We start from the raw sequence: 19455 nt of genomic DNA on the forward strand, positions 1-19455 counted from the left end.
TATTAATAAATTTTTCTAAAATATTAGTTTCTATTTCGAAAAAATAATGTATATTGATTGTTTTTTTTATCAATTCATATTACAGATCTGATAACAATTATTTAATTATAGTTAGACCCTACAGGAATGAAGCCGCAAGATATCGTTTTTAGTCACAAAGTATAAACTCCGGTATAATGGTCTCCTATACAAGACCAAATTTCCATTAAATTGGTCTCCTATACAAGACCACTTTCCCTGAAACCTGTTTTTCCTGCAGGATAATCCAAAAACCATCCTCTAAATCAAAACCTTTATACCTCTCCCCTCCCCAAAAATTCATACATGTCTCCTTCAAACCCTCGGCAAGCAATCCCTCTCAAGGTGGAGCATTCCACAAAAGACCGCCTTTACTGGAACTTCTTTAACATGATCCCTTTCCTTATTGGCTCCATAGCAATTGCCAGGGATTCGTTCAAATGGGTGGCAGTTTATATCGGTATATCCCTTCTCTTTTTCCTGGTTATAGAGTTCCGTTTCACCTGCACCCACTGCCTGCACTATATCCGGAGCAAGGGTTGCGTAAAGTGCATGATGCTTCACGGGGTGCCAAAGCTTTTCAAGGACAGGCCCGGATCCCACAGCCCTTTCGAAAAGGTTATTACTGGTATTGGGGCTATTCCCATGTTTCTTTTTCCGGTGTACTGGCTGATAAGGGACCCTCTCCTGCTCGGTGCCTACATTGTTGCCTGGGCTCTCTTCGGGATGACTGCGAGGAGATACGAATGCATCCGCTGCATTAATTTCGAGTGCCCGATGAACAGGGTACCGGCTGAGCTCAGGAAGGAGTTTGAGGAAAAAGAGGGCTTTTAATAAAGATGGTTTTTAAGAATGAGATAGCTTTTAAGAAAGACGTCTGTTAAGAAGGATGTCTGTTCAGAAAGATGTCTGTTAAGGTAACTCTTTTTGCTGGAGAAAACTCTAATGTCAGTTCCTGATTCACAGATCCCCCTAAAAACAGAACACGAATTTAAGGACTTCCTTTACTGGAACTTCATTACCCTGGTCCTGTTATTTCCGGCAGCACTTGCAATCGGCATGCGTTCGACAGGGTGGCTGCTTGTCTACCTTTTCCTGGTTTTTTTCCACTTCTATATCCTTGAACAGCGTTTTTTCTGCACTCACTGCCCTTACTACGCCAGAGGCGGGAAATGCGTGAAGTGCATGATGAACTGGGGCTGTCCGAAATATTTCAAACCGAGGCCGTGTCCCCCGAGCACATTTGATATTGCGATAACGGCTCTTGGTTTCATCGTTGTTATCTTCTTCCCGCTTCCCTGGCTCTTGAAAGAACCTTTCCTGCTGGGCGCTTACTTTGTTGCCATTGCCCTTTTCCTGTTGACCGTGAGGAGGTATGAGTGTGGGCGCTGTGTTTATTTCGGCTGTCCCTTTAACAGGGTGCCTGCTGATCTGAGGGAGGAGTTTGAGGTAAGTGAGGGCAGGGTTGGATAATTCTAATTGCTTTAAGTTCAAATCTTCTCAAAAGAGTATGTCCATTTTCCTTTCTCTTTCAACTGGAAAAGCCCGCCTTCTGTTAACTTTTTTACGATTTCCTTTTCTTCCAGGTGGCGGTCGCTGAATGATAGGGTGCCGCCGGGTTTCAGGATACGGTGAAGCTCTTTCAGGATTTTGTCGGGCTCGCTCAGGGCGTGATAGGTGTCGTAGAAGAGAACAAGGTCAAGGCTCGAGGCCGGGAGGCCGGTATCGCAGTCGGAAAGAATGGTTTCAACGTTTTTCAGGTTCTTTTTAAAAGCCAGGTCTTTGACCATCTCTATTGCTTGTGGGTGGATGTCCAGCGCATAGACTTTTCCCGAACTTCCTGCAAGCTCCGCGGCTGCAGGGACGTACCCACCTGGGCCGCAGCCGTAGTCCAGAATCCTGAAGCCCGGTTCTATTTTCACCTCTTCAAGGATCTTCCGCCTGGGCTTGATGAAGTCCCTGAACCTGAACATGAGAGCCATGGCATGGAAGTGAAGGTCAGACATCGGTTCGTCCATAATATTCCCCTGCCGGTTTGTAGAAATCGCTTTATTGTTATTCCGGCTCTGTATCCCCTATAACATTATTTGAAATTCTTGAGCCTTATATTTTGTCCGCAAAAGTTGTGAGACTTGTATTTTTATATGCAAAAGTTGATTGGTTTGAATAAAATCTGTCTCTTTTTCAAAAAATTAAGTAAACAAATATTAAAGTAATTGATTACATACACTTATTCATAAATTGAAATCCGATGCCAATACGCTATGAATATCTGTGGGGGGTGGTAGCTTGGCTGAGGTTTCCTCATATTCCGTTTCCGGACATTCCAAATCTAAAAATAAGTCTGATAATAGCAGTGCTTCTAATACTTCTAATAATAGTGTTCCTAATAGCGGTGCTCCTTATCTATTCCAGGGCAGCTTTTCGAATATTGAGTTTCATTCTGCTTCCAGCATGCACATCATCACATACGGAGGAGAGTACAAAAGCGATTTTTTCCTGAAAAGGCTGGCTCCTTCTCTTGTCAGTAATTTTGGCGAGGAAAGAATTTCGGCTGCTTCCGAACTCTTTTCATACATGTTCCCTCCTCTTCTTGTTATGTTCTCTTTTCTGTTCTCAGGCTTTCTTTCTTCTAACCTGGGAGTTCCCTTATGGGTGGATACCTTCATAGTCGTTTTCGGAATAGCTCTCGGAGTGCTTGCGGTGGTGCTTGGGGGACAGTTTTCCAGAATCACGGACTACCACAGGGATGCCCGGTGCAGGGAGTGCTGTGAGCCTTTCGCCTGTGAAGAGTTCGAAAAACCGGATGTAAAAGAACTCAGCACCCCTCACAGCTACAGCGTAAAAATAACCCGCTACTGGAGATGCAAAAAATGCGGACATGAAGAAGCCAGGACAGGGAGTGAAGGAATCGTCGCCTGGAAGGGAGACCCCGGTGTTTTTACCCCGAAAAAAATCTCATGCAGGGCTTGCGGAAAAAACGCTGCATGTGAGGAATTCAAAAGACCGGATGTAAAGGAAATCAAGCAGAATTTCTGGGCATTGATTACCACAACCAGGTATTACCGGTGTAAATACTGCGGGCATGAAGACATCGAGGTAGAAAAACAACGAATTTAATGCCTGGGGGACAGTGCATTTGGTGCTCTGGGAGAAAGTGTATTTGATTCCCGGAAGACAGTGCATTTGATGCTTTAAATAAAGTTTATCCGGTTAACGGTTTTTTTGGAAATGCAAGGGATCACAAAGCTTTAATTGAATTGGGATGTAAGCAGATGCTAGGAACACATTAGTAGAATTTTATTTCTGATTCCGGTGGCCCTCCATGAAAATCGCCTGCATCCAGATGAACATCTCCCTCTGCTCAAAACAGGAAAACCTTGAGCGTGCCCTTTCCCTTGCAGAAAAAGCAGTCTCAAAAGGGGCTGAACTACTTGTTTTCCCGGAAGTTTTCTCAACCGGGTTTTGTTATGACCACATAAAGGATGTAGCTGAATCCGTTTCTGGCCCCACTCTCGAAGCCCTCCGCTCTTTTTCAAAAGAAAACGACTGCATTCTTGCAGGCTCGATTATAGAGAAGATGGAAAGTGCAGGAAAAGAACCAGGGTTTATAGAAAGGGATAAAGTAAGGGGCGAAGTCAGAAAAGAAGAGCAGGGCCCATCCCAGTACAACCTCGGCTTCTGCATTGAATCCGGAAAACTGGCCGGCATCCATCGGAAAACCCACCTCTACGGCCCGGAAAAAGAACACTTTGCGCGCGGAGACCGGATCCTTCCTATTTCGCTCGAAAAACACGGACTTACCATCGGGCTTATCGTTTGCAACGAACTCCGCTACCCGGAAGTTGCCAGGAAACTTGCTCTTGAGGGCGCCGACATCCTGGTCTCGGCTGCTGAAATCCCTGACTTTTTCGGGTACCCCTGGAGGACCATCTCTCTTGCCAGGGCGCTGGAAAACCAGCTCCCTCACATCGCCTGCAACCGGGTAGGAAAAGACCGGTATTCGACTTACCTCGGCGGCTCTTTTATCGCGGACGCCTGGGGGAGCATGCTGGCAGAAGCCGGAAAAGAGGAATGTGTGCTGGTAGGGGAAATAGATCTGGAAAAAGCAAAAGAAACCAGGGAAACAACATCCATTTTCGGAGACCGGAGGCCGGAATTGTATTGAAATTTTAGAAAAAAGGGCAAAGATCGAGTCAAAAGGGGGCGGGCAGTTTGAAGAAGATGTGTGCGGTGCAAAAAAGGGCTTATTTCCGGGTTGTCCTGGGGCTTGTTTTCTTCTTGCTTGTGATGGTGGTGGTTTTGAAGTATCTTTTCGCTTGAAGCTTTCTTTCTGAAATTAGATTCTGGGGTTTTTATCTTTTTTTATTTTTTTATTTCTGATTTTTAATTTCGGGGTCAGGCCGCTTCGCTTCGCGAGCGGGGACAATAACGACGGGGATGAGGCTATTCACGCAGCTCTGGTTTTCTATCTTTCAGCAGAAACCTTCGGCTCCCGAAAAAAGAGCTCTATAGAGAAAAGAGAAAATTCGAAAAACGTTCCCCGATAAAAGGCGAATCCTAGTAAAAAGAAAAGTGTAGTGGAGGTTAACCCTTTTCCAGGCTAACCTATAGTTTTTCAATATTTGGCACTAAAACTGGTAAGTATTCGGAATTAAAGCCTCTTTTTATCCTTTCAGTTCCTTGACGAGCATCTCGCGGGCGGTCTTTGCGTCTGCTGTGCCCTTGGTCTTTTTCATGACCTGCCCGACCAGGAAGTTCAGGGACTTTTCAGCGCCTCCGAGGTAGTCCTGGACTGCGGCTTCGTTTTCGGCGATTGCTTCGGAAACGGCTTTTGTTACCAGGTCATCTTCGGCTTTGAAGAGACCCTTTTCTTCCACGATTTCAGTGGGAGTCTTTTCTTCTTCGGAGTCGAGGATTGTCCGGATTACTTCCACTGCAGCCCTGTCACTGATCTTGCCGTCAGTGAAGAGGGCTACCAGTTCGACCATGTCGCTTACCTTTGCCGAGTTTGTTATGCTGTGGTCCTTGTCGTTGAAGCATCCGATGGCGCTGCCGTCGTATGAGGCGATTACAAGGTCACGGTAGTTTAATTCGCCCAGGAGGACGTCGGCGATCCAGGTAGATGCCTGTTTGGGGTCTGTAGCTTCTTTACAGACGCCTTCATAGAAGTCGGCAAGCATGATCTTGGAAGTCAAGGCTTTTGCGTGCATGTCCGCTATGCCGTACTGCTCAATGAAGCGGGAGCGTTTGGCGTCGGGAAGTTCCGGGAGGGTCTCTTTGATCCCCGGGATCCAGTCGGACACTTTCATCGGCATGAGGTCGGGTTCCCTGAAGTAGCGGTAGTCTTCTGCTTCTTCTTTTGTCCTCATTCCTATGGTCACACCCCGGGCTTCGTCGAAGTGGCGGGTCTCCTGCGTGATCTCGCCTCCGCGGCGGATCACGTTCTTCTGGCGCATGATCTCATAGAGGAGGGCTTTTTCCACGCCTTTATGGGAGGAAATGTTCTTGACCTCTACACGGGTGCCGCCGTAGACCGAGACGTTTGCGTCCATCCTCATGGCTCCTTCCAGGTTGCCGTCGAAGACGTCCAGGTACTCGAGGATGTTCCGGAACTTGTCCAGGAACCTCCGGGCTTCCTTGGGGGTCCTCATGTCAGGGGCTGTAACGGTCTCGATCAGGGGCATTCCGGACCGGTTGTAGTCGATCAGTACCCCTTTGGACTTTTCGATGCTCCCTATATGTACCAGCTTTCCGGGGTCGTCTTCCATGTGGGCTCTCCAGATCCCTACCTCATGTTCTCCGTCTTCGCCCTCGATCACTACCTTCCCGGTGCTCACGATCGGGTAGTCGTACTGGGTAGTCTGGAAGCCTCTGGGCAGGTCAGGATAGAAATAGTTCTTCCTGTGAAACTGCGTCTCCTCCGCAATTTCCCCCTCAAGGGCAAGCCCTACCTTGATTGCAGCCTTCACAACTTCCCTGTTCAGGACCGGCAGGGCTCCGGGCAGGCCCAGGCAGACCGGACAGGTGTGAGTGTTGGGTTCCGCATCGTGATAGTCGGTCGAACAGCCGCAAAACATCTTGGTATTGAGCTTGTTGAGCTGGACGTGGATTTCAAGCCCGATTTTCACGCCGTCAGGGTTCTCGTAAACCATTTATGCCACCTCCGGAGGTCTCTTTGTATGATGATCGGTATTCTGTTCAAAGGCATAGGCAGCCTGAAGTATGCTAACTTCGTCAAAGGGCTTTCCTATTACCTGAAGTCCAATTGGCAGCCCGTCGGTAAAGCCACAGGGCACGGAAATCGAGGGTACGCCTGCCAGGTTGATGGGACAGGTGTTGACGTCCGAGAGGTAAAGGGTTAGCGGGTCTTCGATCTTTTCCCCGATCTTGAAAGCAGGGTTCGGCATGGTGGGGGCCATAAGGACGTCCGTCTTTGAAAGTGCCTTATCAAAGTCCTGCTTTATCAGGGTCCTGACCTTTAGGGCTTTGAGGTAGTACTTGTCGTGGTACCCTGCGGAAAGGGCATAGGTCCCAAGGAATATCCTGCGCTTTGCCTCAACCCCGAATCCTTCTGCTCTGGTTTTGGAAATCATGGAGTGCCAGTTCTCTCCTTTTTCCCGGTATCCGTAACGGGTCCCGTCAAAGCGGGCAAGGTTGGAGGATGCTTCGCTCATTGCAATGATGTAGTAAGAGGCAAGGGCGTAGGGGATGTTTGGCATCGAGACTTCTTCCCAGGAGGCACCCAGGTCCTCGCAGCGGTGGATCGAATCCCACACCGCCTTTTCAACGTCAGGGTTTATTCCTTCTCCGAAGAATTCTTTCGGGATCCCGATTTTCAGCCCTTTGATATCATCTTTCAGGGCTTCCTGGTAGGGGATCTTCCTGTCGATCGATGTTGAGTCCCTGCTGTCATACCCTCCTATCACGTCCATCAGGGCTGCGATGTCGCTTACGTTGTTGGCAAGGGGGCCTACCTGTTCCAGGGAGTTTGCGTAGGCAACTACCCCATACCTGGAAACGGACCCGTATGTGGGTTTTAGCCCCACGATCCCGCAGAAAGCTGCAGGGCAGCGTACCGACCCTCCGGTGTCCGACCCGAGGGCAAAAGGAGCTTCTCCGCCTGCAACGACTGCGGCGCTTCCTCCTGAAGACCCACCGGGTACTCTTTCGAGGTCCCAGGGGTTCAGGGTGGGCCCGTAGTGGCTGGTTTCCGTGGAAGAGCCCATGGCAAACTCGTCCATGTTCGTCTTCCCGAGGATCACGGCTCCCGCTGCCTGGAGTTTTTCTATCACGTGGGCGTTGAATGGGGGGACATACCCTTCAAGGATTTTTGAGCCGCAGCAGTTTTGCATGCCCTGCACGGAAATGTTGTCCTTGATCGCGATTGGTACTCCTGCAAGGGGTCCCTGATGCCCTTTGGAATCGATTTCCTTTGCCTGTTCAACTGCCTTTTCCGAGACCGCGACATAGCCGTTGAGTTTGCTCTTTTCGATGGTTTCGAGGTAGCGGGCAGTGACTTCTTCGGCTGAACTGTCCCGAATCTGCTCCTTTACTTGAGCAACACTCATCCATTTTACTTCTGCCATTTTTTCCCCTCACACGATCTTCGGGCTCTTGAAAGCCCCATCTTGCTTGTGTTCGGTGTTTGCAAGCACTTCTTCCTGCGGGAGGGATTCCTTGACCACGTCCTCCCTGAACACGTTGAAGACCTCAGCCACGTGGTAGGTGGGGGGTACATCTTCTGTCGGCAGTTCGTCCAGCTGCCCGAAATAAGCCAGTACTGAGTTAAGTTTTTCCATATATTCGGTGGTTTCCTGCTCGCTAATCTCAATACGGGCAAGCCAGCCGATGTGTTCTACATCTTCTTTTGTGATCATGAAATTTCCTCAAAAAAGAATGATCTGAATAAAAGGATATTGACTCTGCATACTAAAAACAAGTCATGAAATAAATATATATTCTCTTCCTCCCCAATCTGTTGCCGGCGGGCAGCTAATGGGTGGCCGATAAATAATCGTATAGTAGCCGGATAGCAACTGGTTAGCAGTCGGTGGGAAGTCAGTAAGTTGCGATTCTTTTCGCTCGCTCAAGAGGACTGAATAAATAATCTTCTGTCCGCTTCAACCGCCTCAATTCGCTTTTTTTCTTTCGGTCAAGCGGACCGATTTTTTATTTAAAGTTTCTTTTTGAATGTTTCTTTTTGAATGTTTCTTTTTGAATGTTTCTTTTTGAATGTTTCTTTTTGAATGTTTCTTTTTGAATGTTTCTTTTTGAATGTTTCTTTTAGAATGTTTCTTTTAGAATTTCACCTGGAGTTCCACTTTGACTTTATTTAGAGTTTGTTAAACTTTATTTAGACTTTATTTAGAAATTTTCACGCTTTCTCCCTCATGTGCAGGGCGTACATCTGGACCTTCTTCATTTTGGCGAGGTTGAGAACTTTTTCGAGTTCGTTGTCGGTCAACTCTTTTGCTTCGATGTATCCGCTGTCAACGGCTTCCTTGAAGATTTCGTAGCCCATGGCTGATCTCGCGAGGACTGTGGTCCAGCCTTTGGGGCTTCCGACGCCGCCAAAGGAGATGTCCGAGTTTTCTCCGGTAAGGTCCGTGCAGAATTTGCAGGAGGAGCTCCGGTATTCGTCGAATTCGCTGAGTTCGAAGGTGTGGGCTTCCCCATTTTTGAGGAAGACTTCGAACTTTCCTTTCCTGATTTTCATGGCGTCGACGTCTCCGAGCAAGAGCCCGTAACTCTCAAGCACTGCTTTTATTCCTTCGTAGGAGAAAGTGTCCATGCAAAAGAGCCCCAGTTTAAGGACTTTTGCCCGCATGAAAAGGTGCAGTAAGCCGTGGGAACTTTTCTGCATCTTCGTTACGGCATCGATGTTGCAGCTCGTGCCAACGAAAGCGATGCTGTGCATCCCCTGTTTTATGGCGCTCATGAGAGCTTCCAGGGTCATGGAATGAGAGTAGATGCTGCCCCCGCTTTCCAGAATTTCTTCCCGGGTTTTTGCAACTATCGGCATGGGTTTCCAGGGTTCTTCCTTTGACTGGCTGGTGACCACGGCGCAGTCAATGAGCCCTTCGTCAAGGGCGTAAAGGAGGAGGGAGGTCACTACCCCGCCGTCCTGGCCCTTTAATTCGGGAATGGCAGATTTTGCGGCGTAGGCATAGCGGATGTTCCCGATAAGCCCCTCTTCTGTGGTGATAGTCCGCGGGCACTGGTAGTAACAGACCCCGCAGGCTTTGCAGGGGCCTACAAGTTTTGGTTTCCCGTCTTCGATGGTGATGCACTCGCAGCTTGCGGCGCAGGCTCCGCAAAGGGTGCAGATCCCCGGTTTGATGATGTCGCGCTTTAGTTTTCCGAAGGAAATTTTTTCCTTGTCGCTAAGGTTTCGTTTGAGCCGGATAACACTCTTTTCCAGCACCTCGAATTTTTGCTTGCATTCGGGACTGCAGAAATAGTACGGTTTCCCCCCGTAGTCCGAAACGTATTCAGTACTGTCTGACACAATTTTCTTGCAGATAGGATCAAGTGGCATTAAAAGCCTCCCATGAAGGTTCACATGAAAAATTAAGGCAGTATACGACTCCCCTCCCCAGGATATCTATTTGCACCAATTAGGAAGGGTTAGTCAACTGGTGTGTCAATTACAATGTATGTGGTGTATGCATGGTGTATGTTGTGTATGCAAGGTTCCATTTGTAATTTCACCACATTTATATATTTACAATCTTTATATTTAGACGCTGTACGCTTCCCTTATTAAAATATCGGTCAGAGCTTTTGAGTTTCTTGGGGTCTGCAGGTCGGAAAGTGAGGTGAAATCGTTAACGGTGTAAACACAGGTGAAACTGAACGAGTATACAATGAAATAAAGTATTGTGTGTCGGGGCGTAAACCCCTATCTCTTTCCCTTTCCAGGCTGAAATCAGGGGCAATTTGTCCCTTCGATTGTGTAAAATCCGGATCAATAGACTCTCAGGGGTCTTTTTGGAAACATTATTATATGCTCTGGTTAATACCTTCCTCTATACTTCGAATAAATTGTGTTCTTGTTAAATTCCTCTCTCGGAACCCTTTGCAGGTATCCTGAAGCATTCCTTTGTTTACAGCCTTTGTTTACAGGAATCTTTTAAAATTGCAACTCATAAATTAGTTTTATAAATTGAAGCTCATAAATTAGTCTTATAAAACACAACTCATAAAATTTACAGATTTTAAGAAGGAATAAAAATGGCTCTGAAACCCAGAATTGCTGAATCCCCCCAGGTCCGTTTACTTGACCTGAAGTCAAAACCTTTCTTCATAGTGGCTTCCGTGGAAGTCGGAAACACCACCACTAAATGCATCCTGACCGCTACAAATATGGACACAGGCAGGACCCATATTATCAATAAAGTCGTGAAGATGACCAGGGACGTCCGGGGCCCGAAACCCGGAGAAGTGGTTTTTGGCAGGACGCTTACGGGCGTGGAACTGACCCGGGAGTCCATTGCGGAGCTTGTGAGCAACAGCCTGCTCGAGTCCCTGGATAAAGCCAACCTGGATATTAAGACTGACCTCAACTTTGTTGTCCGTTCCACAGGGGTTGTTGCGGGTTTTGATTCTCCGGATGAGGTCGGGGAATTCGTCAAAGCCCTTGCAGAGGGCTGTCTCCTTGCCGGCGTTCCCCCAAAAAACATGACTCCTCCGATGTCCACCTCAAATATCCCAAAAAAATTCCAGAAATACAGCAAGATGGAAAAGGTGGTTTTCGATGGGGCTGTTGCAGGAGTCCTGCCTCCAATAGGCTCCACAGGAGTTGAAATTGTTGCGAATGAAATGGAAGGAGAACTTGCAACGGCAGGGATCAAGGAAGCAGCCAAAATGACGGACGTGGATTTCAGGAATCCCTGTATCTCCATTGATTTCGGGACCACCCTGGACGGAAGGATAACAAGCCCCGACTTGCCCTATGCAAAGACCGTCGGGAACTTCTGTGGCTACGCGGGTGCAATCCCCGACGCCATCATTCGGGGTTCAAGGGTCGTGGACGCTAAACTGGGAACTGCGCTCGATGTTCTGAAAGGCGAAAAGCCTACCTCTTTCCTGACCCTGAAAATGAAGGGCAAGGTAATCCAGGAATACACAAAGAGAATTAACGACCTTATCATTATAGAAAAAGTTCCGGAACACAGGACGAGGTACGGAAGTGTGCCAGTGAGTTCCGAAGGGGCTAAAGAAGTGGGGGTCGTGCTCATCGGCTGTGATGTTGGAGAAAACGGGTCCGATATGGGCAAACTGAGCGCAATCGGCATGGAAATCTGCAAGAAATATGGGGTACAGGTTATCTCGGCTGTCATTGACGAGGTAATGGCGGATGTTACCTGCAGGCTGGTTAAAGTTGCAAAAGATGAAGGCCTGGTCTTTGAGGACAGCACCATCGGGATCACAGGCAGGGCCGGAATTACCGGGAACAAACCAAAACTGATCCTGAAATGCCTGGATGAAATGGGCATTGCCCCGAAAGTCGATGAGCGCGTTGTTTTCGTGGACGACGGGCTTGCCCGGGGTGCAGCTGTCATGGCCCGTTGCATGAATTCCCTTGGAACACCTCAGTATCCCCTTGGAGGCCGGCATGGAGGGAAGTGTATCCTTGCTCAGAGGGTCAAATTGCAAAATAAATAAAGCAAATGAACAACGAAAATAAAAAATGAAGCAAATAAACAACGAAAATAAAACAATAAAGCAAATGAACAACGAAAATAAAGATCTAAAGTAAATGGACAAATAGGCAGCTGAAAATAACACACAATTTTTCAAAAAAGCTGTTGAATATAATATCCTTAAATAGAGAGGGCTGGAGTATTAGCCTCCTGCCCCTCCTCCGGTCGTTTTTGAAAGATCGAAAGCTGCCACGTCCTCCTTTCCTCTCCGGATCAGTTCTTCCATTTCTTTGGCTGTTAATTCCTTTTCTTCTTTCTTTTCCTTGAGTTCAATGTGCGTGACTTCCAGGGTTTCATCCCTGTACCAGAGGTTTGTTGCCTCGAGCAGTACCCAGACTCCCTGTTCATCTTCTTTGATCTCGCTTACGCGGCTTATTGTATCAGTGTTGACGTATTTGACAACGTTCCCCACATTGATGGGTTTATTGTTTCGGCCAACAGCCGTGATGACTTCAGCTTCAGCCATTATTTCACCTCGACGGCTCCCGGGGCATGCTTGCTTTTACGACCCCGCAAAGTCCTTTGTTTCTCAAGATTGACTGCTTATAGGTTATCCCGTCCCTGTAATAAACTTTGTGCGGCCTTTTTCCCGGATGGAATGCCCGGGAAAGGGGGCTGGAAAGGAAGCACGGGTCCTATTTTGCGGCTTTTCCGGAAAAAGAATAGGTTGACTATAATATTTTGGGGAATTTTGTGAAATGGGTGGGAAGTTAAAGAAATGCTTTATTTTGTCAAAGAAATGTTAAAAGTCATGTGGGAATTAACAACTGGCACAAAATAATGGAAAAATTAAAAAAAAGAAAAAAAATTTTAATTGTCGTTGATCTCTTTCTTGAGCTCTCCAAGGAGAGCAACCCTTTCAGCAAAGGCATTGTGTCTGTGGATGCTTTCCTCATTGACTTGCTTAATGGTGATCACTGCGTCGTCGGGAAGGTTGGGAAACTGTTTTACAATGTTGTCTGCCATGGTCCTTACACAGTCTTCCACGAATTTCGGGTTTTTGTGGGCGGTTTCCACGACGGCTTTTTCATCGGCACGCTTCAGGACTTCAAAGACGCTGGAACTCATGGAGTGCTCGATGATTTCGATGAGGTTTTCCAGGGACACATCGAAATCGTGTGCCACCTTTATCGAGATTGTGCCCCTCCCACGCTGGTTGTGAGTGGCCATCGGAACCTTTTCCAGGAACTTGATGATAGTCTCTTCTTCAACTCCGAGGTCGGCAAGTTCGTTTGCTGCCTTGTCTCTCATGATTTCCTGGGCGCAGGGGCAGGCAGTCATCCCTACCACTTCAGTCCCTATGAGTTTCTTTACATCAAAGTAGTCATCATCGCCGCTGCCTCTTACAGCCGAAGCTTCGGCAAAAATGTTCACGACTTCCTGGCATTTCATGCCTGTGGCCGGGGAAGCACGCCTGACCATGTATTCGCTTGTCATCCTGACTTCTGCCTGGTTGGCATATTCGTGGCGGCCTAAAAGGTTGTGTGCGATATCGCTGCAGAGTTTCTCAATCTCGTACACGGGCATGCTGAGTATATTCTCCAGCACCTCGTCAACGGCTTCGAAATTGCGTGAGAGGTTAGCTCCCTTCCTGTCAGAAGGCAGGTCAACAAAGACGTCAAAGGTTGAAATCAGTACGATGGGACGTTTGTCTCTTCTTTTTATTTCAACGAGTTTTTTTACGTTTGTAACCCCTACCCTCGTGAGGTTAATCGGCACGCTCGGTTTGCTGGCCTGGACGTCGGGGAGGTTGAAAATACAATTTTCCATGTTAACCATATCCATAAAAAGATGAATGTTCGATTTTATACGGATAAATTTGATTGGTACGGATTTTGCAATCTTGCAATTTTATATGCATTTACAAAATATAATAGCCATTAGGGGTTATAGCATGTAAAGCTTATGCTTTCTATTTTTCAGTTTTTTTCCAAAAGTACAATAAAACATTCTTTTCCAAAATGCTATTACCCGTTTCCTGAACCCATATTTGGGTATATTTCCAACAAGCCATAAATATTTAAATATTTCCCATACAGAGCACAATATAGAAAAATTTAGTTTATATAGAGTTCACGGTTTTGGGTCATTTTTCCCCAAAACACTAACTATAGCCAACTTCCTGAAGAAAGAATTTATATACTTTAAAACTTAATCAGTGTCTAGCAATACAATTTGCGAGGTGACCTTTATGTCCAACACAAGAAATTTTGTTTTACGAGACGAAGCTGGCAATGAGCACGGAGTATTCACCGGAAAACAGCCTCGGCAGGCTGCTCTCAAGGCTGCGAACCGTGGGGCCGGCACAAAGAAGAAGCCGGAAATCATCCGCCTCAGGGAACGCGGGACAAAGAAGGTGCACGTTTTCAAGGCATGGAAGGACGACGTCGAAGCCCCCAAGAACAGGCCTGACTGGATGCCCGAGAAAATCAGCAAGCCCTTTGTCAAGAAAGAAAGGATTGAAAAGCTCGAGTAAATTGCATTTGTCACAGCCCCTTCAAATAGGGGTTATTTCTTTTTCTTTCCAATACTTATATATGCATTTTCCTGGAAAGGACTTTATTTTTCAAAACTTTCCGGGATCGTTTATTTCAAAACCTTTAAAGGAAATTCCTCTTTATATGACGTTCTGTTTTCTAAAGAAAATTCCTCTCTTTATGTGTGAAGTTTTATTCTCTAAATGCAATTCTGCTTTTTTAAATGAAGTTTTGTTCTCTAAAGAGATTCAGCTCTTTTAAAGAAGTTTTGTTCTCTAAATGCAGTTCTGCTTTTTTCGGATTCCTTCTCCTATAAATCTTTTTTGAGCGCCCGGAGGATCTTTATGGTTCTTCGAATCTTTTTTCTTCAATATCCCGGGGTTTTGCGGTCCCTTTTAACGATAGGTTTAATAGCAGAACTTCTGATTCCTAGGTCATGTCACTGAAGCGAGAGAATGTGCTTATCGAGGCCCTGCCTTACATGCAGGAGTTCTATGACTCGGTCATGGTCATCAAGGTTGGTGGAAATGCCATGGTCAACGTCCAGGTCATGGAAGACATCATCAAGGATATCGTGCTCCTGCGTTTTGTGGGGATCAAGCCGGTGATCGTGCACGGGGGCGGCCCTGAGATCACGGAAAAGATGACGCGCATGGGGAAGAAAGCCGAATTTGTGGAAGGGCTCCGCATAACGGATGACGAGACCCTGGAAATCGCCCGCATGGTCCTGGTGGGCAACATCAACACGAAAATGATTTCCCTTATAGGGAAAGCCGGGGGCAAGGGTATAGGTTTAACGGGCCACGACGGGAGAATGATTCTCGCCCGCAAGAAAGCCGTTCAGAAGGTCATGGTTGAAGGCGTGGAAACCGAGGTTGATATCGGCTGGGTGGGGGAGAGCGAGGTCATCAATCCCGAAATCCTCCGGATTGTGCTTGAAAAGGGCTATATCCCCGTAATCTCCCCGATTGCCGTGGACGTGGCAGGCAATGCCCTGAACATCAACGCCGATACTGTTGCAGGAGACATTGCCGCAGCTCTCAGTGCCAAAAAACTCATCCTCATGACCGACGTCTCCGGGCTCCTCAGGGACATGAACGATCTCGAAAGCCGTATCTCCCGCATCACGCTGGATGATGTCGATCCCCTTATCAGGAAAGGAATAATCCGGGGGGGCATGATTCCGAAAATCAAAGGAGCGGCCGTGGCCGTAAAAAGCGGGGTCGAGAAGGCTCACATTATAAACGGTAGCGTTTCTCATTCCATGCTTCTCGAACTCTTCACCGACGGCGGAGTCGGGACAATGATCTATGGGCCTGGCTTTGAGCCATGAGAAAATAAAAGTTCGACTAAAAAGTAAGAAGGGAAAAAAAAGTATTCAATAATAAAGGACGGGAGGTATGCCGACCTGTTTATGATGGCAAGGTGCCAGCTTCCCTCTTATTAAATAAAGGGAGAAAAAGTAAAGGGAGAAAAAGTAAAGGGAGAAAAAGTAAAGGGAGAAAAAGTAAAGGGAGAAAAATCTCCTCAGTTCTTATTTTTTGTCCGGTTCCTGCTTTTTGTTTTCTGCCAATTAATTTTTCTTTTTTTCTGTCACTCTAAAATCGGCGTCCCGTACGTAAAGTCCTCTATTTCGAGCACTTTTTTCCAGAGCTCTTTGCATCCGCAGTCGACTTTTTCGAGGTCTGCGGGGTCCTGGGTCAGGGAGAATTCCCTTATCTCGTCTGCGACATCTCTGCTGCATATTTTGCAGTTGTGAGGGCCACGTTTTGAGCCTGCGCCTACGGGGTCGGACATCATGGGGAGCTCAGGGTGGGCGGCTTTTGCCTGCTTCAGAATTTCTACGATGCTCCAGAGCCAGGGGGGGCGATACTGGCCTTTTTCCCAGAGGGACTCGACCAGAGTTCCTTTCTGGACGTTACAGAGGTTGATGGAGATGGTGTCCGAATAGGGGGCTGCGTCGTCGATGGAGTGGAGGATGTCTTCCATGGCCTGTTTTTCGGAGAGGAAGAGGGGTTTTAGCATGAGGTAGGTTTTTACGGTTACCCCGTGCTTTTTTGCTATCTCGGCGGCGCGGACGAAGTCCCTGAAACTGAAACCTTTGTTGATGGAGTCTTTCCTGATCCTGTCGGAACTGGTCTCAAGACCAAAGGCAAGTTCGAAGGGCTTTTCTCTCATAATGTCGAGGCAGTCCTGCACGTTTTCGTCGCTTACGAAGCCGGGGCGGGTTTCCACGAGCACCTTGACCACACGGGGGTCAGCTGCCAGGGCTTCGAGGATTATGTGCCGCGCTTCGAGGGGGACTTCCTTGTCATCCAGGAAACTTCCTGAGGTGAAGATCTTGATCATGAGCTCTGGAAAGTTTTCGGCTTTTTTCATCGCTTTTTCAAGCTGGGCCTTATAGTCTTCCAGGGTAGGGGGTTCGCTTGCGCAGTCGTAGACATAGCCGCACATGGTGCACCCTCCGGCTTTTCCCCAGCGGCATCCTGCGGTCTTGAATATCATCGTCAGGGTCTTTGTCTCTACACCGTTTACCAGGTCGCTTCCTGTCCAGCTTGCCGCCGGCACGTTTGTTGGAGAAGGCCTGACCTTTATCCGCTGCCGGATATCGAGTACTGCTTTATTCAGGGACATGGTTGTGAAAACTCGCTTTAAAGCTAGGTTTGTTTAATGCTTTTCAAAAAAAAGAAAAAGATTGTTTGAAGCCTTTTCCGGCTTTATTCGAACTCAATGGTCGCAGGAGGTTTTGGCGTGATGTCGTAGACCACCCTGACCACGCTCGGGATCTCGGAGGTGATCCTGGACTGGATGTGCCTCAGGACGTCCCAGGGCAGTTCCAGCGCTTCTGCGGTCATCCCGTCCCGGGACCCGACAGCCCTGACTGCCATGATCCAGCCGTAGGCCCGGATGTCGCCCTTGACCCCGGTCCCTTTACCGATCAATGCGGCATAGGTCTGCCAGGGGCAGAACCGGTCCAGAAGTTCTTCTTCTACAATGGCGTTTGCCTCACGGGTAGCTTCGAGCTTCTCTTCGGTAACTTCCCCGAGCACGCGCACAGCCAGTCCCGGACCCGGGAAAGGCATCCTCTCGCAGATTTCCTCTGGCATTTCAAGCGCCCAGGCAACTTCCCTTACCTCGTCCTTGTAAAGGTCGTCAATAGGCTCCACAATTTTCTTGAAATCGACTACTGAAGGCAGTCCACCCACGTTGTGGTGGGACTTGATCCCGCCCTCGGACTCGATCCTGTCCGGGTAGATGGTGCCCTGGATCAGGTACTCAGCCTGCAGTTCCTTTGCTTCCTCTTCGAAGACCCGGATAAAGGTCTCTCCGATTGCTTTTCTTTTCTCTTCGGGGTCTGTGATCCCCTTGAGAGCTCCCAGGAACCTGTCCTTCGCAAACACGATGTGCAGGTTCATGTGGGAAAATATGTGGGCGATCCTTTCGGTCTCCCCCTTCCTCATGAGCCCGGTATCTATATAGATGGGGTGCAGCTTCTCCCCGATTGCCCTGTAAGCCAGCTCCGCACAGACCGAACTGTCCACGCCGCCGGAAAGGGCAATTATCGCCCTCCCCTCGATTTCGTTTTTAATCCTATCAATTGCCTTTGGAATGAATTTCTCGGTTTTTACCATCGAAATGCTCCTTTGAATGGTACTTTGATTCCTTCGGATTAGTTACCTTGAATTAGACTTCGAATTGATTTCCGTTGAATAATAACCGTGATTGGTGAAAGCTAATAGAATTATTAGGATTTGATTATATTTTAGTTGGATATATGTGTCAGTGCATGGGGGTTTTGATATTTAAAGGTATAGTAGGTGGAATAATCCACTATTATATTGTGACACTTTGAAGCACTTAAATGTTAGAAGGTCTTGCGTGGTACCCCCTTTGAATCGGTAATCCCGCATTCTTTCGCCGGTGCATTTCTACGCGGCTGCAAACCCGGATGTAAAACCGGGAGTTTCAACCATGGTCCACTTTGACCAGAACATCCCGGCAACCTATAAGCTTCCGGAAGCCATGCGCAGGCAGGGGGCCGAAAGCTTGCGTTTACCTCCACTACCGCCGTCTACGGGGAAACAAAAGTTATGGCAACCTTGAAAAACTACGCCCCAACATCCCGATTTCCCTTTACGGAGCGTCCAAACTTACCTGTGAGCCCTTGATAACCTTGTATTCCCACACCTTTGATATGCAGGCCCTTAAAGCATTCCCTCGATGCCTTCCCTGAGCTTGAGCTCGCCTTTCCACCAGCCAGAGATCTTTGAGACGTCGGCGCGAGAGTCACGGACATCCCCTGCACGGGGGTCGGCGTGAACTATTTTTCCCGAGGAGCCGGTGAGGTCCAGGATGGTTTCTGCAAGTTCAAGGATTGTTATGCTCTTTCCCAGGGCAACGTTGAAAACCTCTCCGTCCCCGTGTTCCAGGGCTGTGGCGTTTGCCTTGACCACGTCTTTTACATGCACGAAGTCCCGGGTCTGGAGACCGTCTCCATAAATCGTAAGGTCTTTTCCTGCTTTTGCCCTTTCCAGGAAGATGGGGATTGCCGCTGCATAGGGGGATTTCGGGTCCTGGCGGGGGCCGTAGACATTGAAGTAACGCAGGCAGGTGGTCCGAAGCCCGTAGTCCTCGTAAAACATCCGGGCAAGGTACTCCCCGTCCAGCTTGGAGATTGCGTAAGGGGAGGCAGGTTCAGGGTACATGTCCTCGCGCTTGGGGAGGGCGGGGTTGTTTCCGTAGATCGCCGCCGAGGAGGCGGTCACGAACTTCTCGACTCCGGCTTCTACGCAGGCCTGGAGCACGTTCAGGGTCCCGAGGGTGTTTGTCCTGAAGGCTTCGGCAGGTTTTTCACAGCTTAAGGGGACGGAGACCAGGGCCGCCTCATGAAAGACATAGTCCATGCCGGAAACAGCTTTTGACACGGCGAAGGGGTCACAGATATTCCCTTCGAGGAATTCGATGTTTTTGTGTGCAGGGACGTTTTGCAGGAAGCCGGTTGCCAGGTTGTCAAAAACCCGGACTCTGTGCCCTTCATCCGCAAAATATTTGGTAATATGGGAGCCGATGAACCCTGCCCCGCCTGTAACCAGTACATTCATGGTTTTTAGAGAAGGGGGGAGAAAACATAAAATTTTCTGTGTGAGTCGGAAAGTTCCGGGATGCATTTTCATTCCGTATTTATACCTGTTCTTCAAATCCGTTCTTTGAATCTGTTCGAATTTATGCAGACTCTCTTAAGACTCTTCTAA

General features: G+C 48.0%; 18 protein-coding genes. 8 read left to right on the forward strand and 10 right to left on the reverse strand.

The window, feature by feature from the left end; genetic code table 11:
• Positions 1 to 324: 324 nt before the first annotated feature.
• Positions 325 to 852, forward strand: coding sequence for a hypothetical protein (locus MSMTP_RS18235; protein ID WP_231582856.1), 528 nt, complete (start codon positions 325 to 327; stop codon positions 850 to 852).
• A gap of 111 nt (positions 853 to 963) precedes the next feature.
• The gene (locus MSMTP_RS18240) at positions 964 to 1491 is read left to right on the forward strand and encodes a hypothetical protein (protein WP_197076114.1); all 528 of its coding nucleotides are present in this window, start codon (positions 964 to 966) and stop codon (positions 1489 to 1491) included.
• 17 nt (positions 1492 to 1508) lie between these two features.
• On the opposite strand, the gene MSMTP_RS00630 is transcribed toward MSMTP_RS18240, so the two are convergent.
• Complete coding sequence (locus tag MSMTP_RS00630; RefSeq protein WP_048177109.1) at positions 1509 to 2036, reverse strand: class I SAM-dependent methyltransferase; 528 nt, start codon at positions 2034 to 2036, stop codon at positions 1509 to 1511.
• Positions 2037 to 2472: 436 nt separating this feature from the next.
• Between MSMTP_RS00630 and MSMTP_RS00635 the strand changes: the two genes are divergently transcribed.
• The gene (locus MSMTP_RS00635) at positions 2473 to 3138 is read left to right on the forward strand and encodes a hypothetical protein (RefSeq protein ID WP_048177111.1); all 666 of its coding nucleotides are present in this window, start codon (positions 2473 to 2475) and stop codon (positions 3136 to 3138) included.
• Between the two features lie 205 nt (positions 3139 to 3343).
• Positions 3344 to 4186, forward strand: coding sequence for a carbon-nitrogen hydrolase family protein (locus MSMTP_RS00640; RefSeq protein WP_048177112.1), 843 nt, complete (start codon positions 3344 to 3346; stop codon positions 4184 to 4186).
• Positions 4187 to 4685: 499 nt separating this feature from the next.
• Here the strand turns inward: MSMTP_RS00640 and gatB are convergent, their stop codons facing one another.
• The 4 genes from gatB to MSMTP_RS00660 all read right to left on the reverse strand — a co-directional run bounded on the left by gatB (position 4686) and on the right by MSMTP_RS00660 (position 9559).
• The gene (gene gatB / locus MSMTP_RS00645; protein ID WP_048177114.1) at positions 4686 to 6173 is read right to left on the reverse strand and encodes an Asp-tRNA(Asn)/Glu-tRNA(Gln) amidotransferase subunit GatB; all 1488 of its coding nucleotides are present in this window, start codon (positions 6171 to 6173) and stop codon (positions 4686 to 4688) included.
• Positions 6174 to 7607, reverse strand: coding sequence for an Asp-tRNA(Asn)/Glu-tRNA(Gln) amidotransferase subunit GatA (gene gatA / locus MSMTP_RS00650; protein WP_048177115.1), 1434 nt, complete (start codon positions 7605 to 7607; stop codon positions 6174 to 6176). It lies immediately after the preceding gene.
• A 9-nt stretch (positions 7608 to 7616) separates the two neighbouring features.
• Positions 7617 to 7898 (reverse strand): Asp-tRNA(Asn)/Glu-tRNA(Gln) amidotransferase subunit GatC, encoded by a 282-nt coding sequence (gene gatC / locus MSMTP_RS00655; protein WP_048177116.1) that lies wholly within the window; start codon positions 7896 to 7898, stop codon positions 7617 to 7619.
• A 497-nt stretch (positions 7899 to 8395) separates the two neighbouring features.
• Positions 8396 to 9559 (reverse strand): Coenzyme F420 hydrogenase/dehydrogenase, beta subunit C-terminal domain, encoded by a 1164-nt coding sequence (locus MSMTP_RS00660; protein ID WP_048177118.1) that lies wholly within the window; start codon positions 9557 to 9559, stop codon positions 8396 to 8398.
• 695 nt (positions 9560 to 10254) lie between these two features.
• Between MSMTP_RS00660 and MSMTP_RS00665 the strand changes: the two genes are divergently transcribed.
• A complete protein-coding gene (locus tag MSMTP_RS00665; RefSeq protein WP_048177120.1) occupies positions 10255 to 11688 on the forward strand; it encodes a methanogenesis marker 14 protein in 1434 nt (477 codons plus the stop codon).
• A gap of 180 nt (positions 11689 to 11868) precedes the next feature.
• On the opposite strand, the gene MSMTP_RS00670 is transcribed toward MSMTP_RS00665, so the two are convergent.
• Positions 11869 to 12192 (reverse strand): DUF2098 domain-containing protein, encoded by a 324-nt coding sequence (locus MSMTP_RS00670; protein ID WP_048177122.1) that lies wholly within the window; start codon positions 12190 to 12192, stop codon positions 11869 to 11871.
• Positions 12193 to 12536: 344 nt separating this feature from the next.
• Positions 12537 to 13496 carry a GTP cyclohydrolase MptA gene (gene mptA, locus MSMTP_RS00675; protein WP_048177124.1) on the reverse strand — a complete coding sequence of 320 codons (960 nt, stop codon included), beginning with the start codon at positions 13494 to 13496 and terminating at the stop codon, positions 12537 to 12539.
• Between the two features lie 421 nt (positions 13497 to 13917).
• Here mptA and MSMTP_RS00680 point away from each other — a divergent pair, with 421 nt between their 5' ends.
• Entirely contained in the window at positions 13918 to 14202 is a 285-nt protein-coding gene (locus MSMTP_RS00680) for a non-histone chromosomal MC1 family protein (protein ID WP_048177125.1), read from the forward strand.
• Positions 14203 to 14639: 437 nt separating this feature from the next.
• A complete protein-coding gene (argB, locus tag MSMTP_RS00690) occupies positions 14640 to 15536 on the forward strand; it encodes an acetylglutamate kinase (protein ID WP_048177129.1) in 897 nt (298 codons plus the stop codon).
• Between the two features lie 260 nt (positions 15537 to 15796).
• On the opposite strand, the gene MSMTP_RS00695 is transcribed toward argB, so the two are convergent.
• Positions 15797 to 16837: an archaeosine biosynthesis radical SAM protein RaSEA gene (locus MSMTP_RS00695; RefSeq protein WP_048177131.1), complete on the reverse strand. Its 1041-nt coding sequence runs from the start codon at positions 16835 to 16837 to the stop codon at positions 15797 to 15799.
• 83 nt (positions 16838 to 16920) lie between these two features.
• A complete protein-coding gene (gene guaA / locus MSMTP_RS00700; protein ID WP_048177132.1) occupies positions 16921 to 17835 on the reverse strand; it encodes a glutamine-hydrolyzing GMP synthase in 915 nt (304 codons plus the stop codon).
• Positions 17836 to 18124: 289 nt separating this feature from the next.
• On the opposite strand from guaA, the gene MSMTP_RS20285 reads away from it, so the two are divergent.
• The gene (locus MSMTP_RS20285; protein ID WP_156153622.1) at positions 18125 to 18307 is read left to right on the forward strand and encodes a hypothetical protein; all 183 of its coding nucleotides are present in this window, start codon (positions 18125 to 18127) and stop codon (positions 18305 to 18307) included.
• A gap of 101 nt (positions 18308 to 18408) precedes the next feature.
• On the opposite strand, the gene MSMTP_RS00705 is transcribed toward MSMTP_RS20285, so the two are convergent.
• A complete protein-coding gene (locus tag MSMTP_RS00705; protein ID WP_048177134.1) occupies positions 18409 to 19305 on the reverse strand; it encodes an NAD-dependent epimerase/dehydratase family protein in 897 nt (298 codons plus the stop codon).
• Positions 19306 to 19455 lie beyond the last annotated feature (150 nt).

The sequence above is a fragment of the Methanosarcina sp. MTP4 genome (assembly GCF_000970045.1).
Lineage (GTDB): Archaea > Halobacteriota > Methanosarcinia > Methanosarcinales > Methanosarcinaceae > MTP4.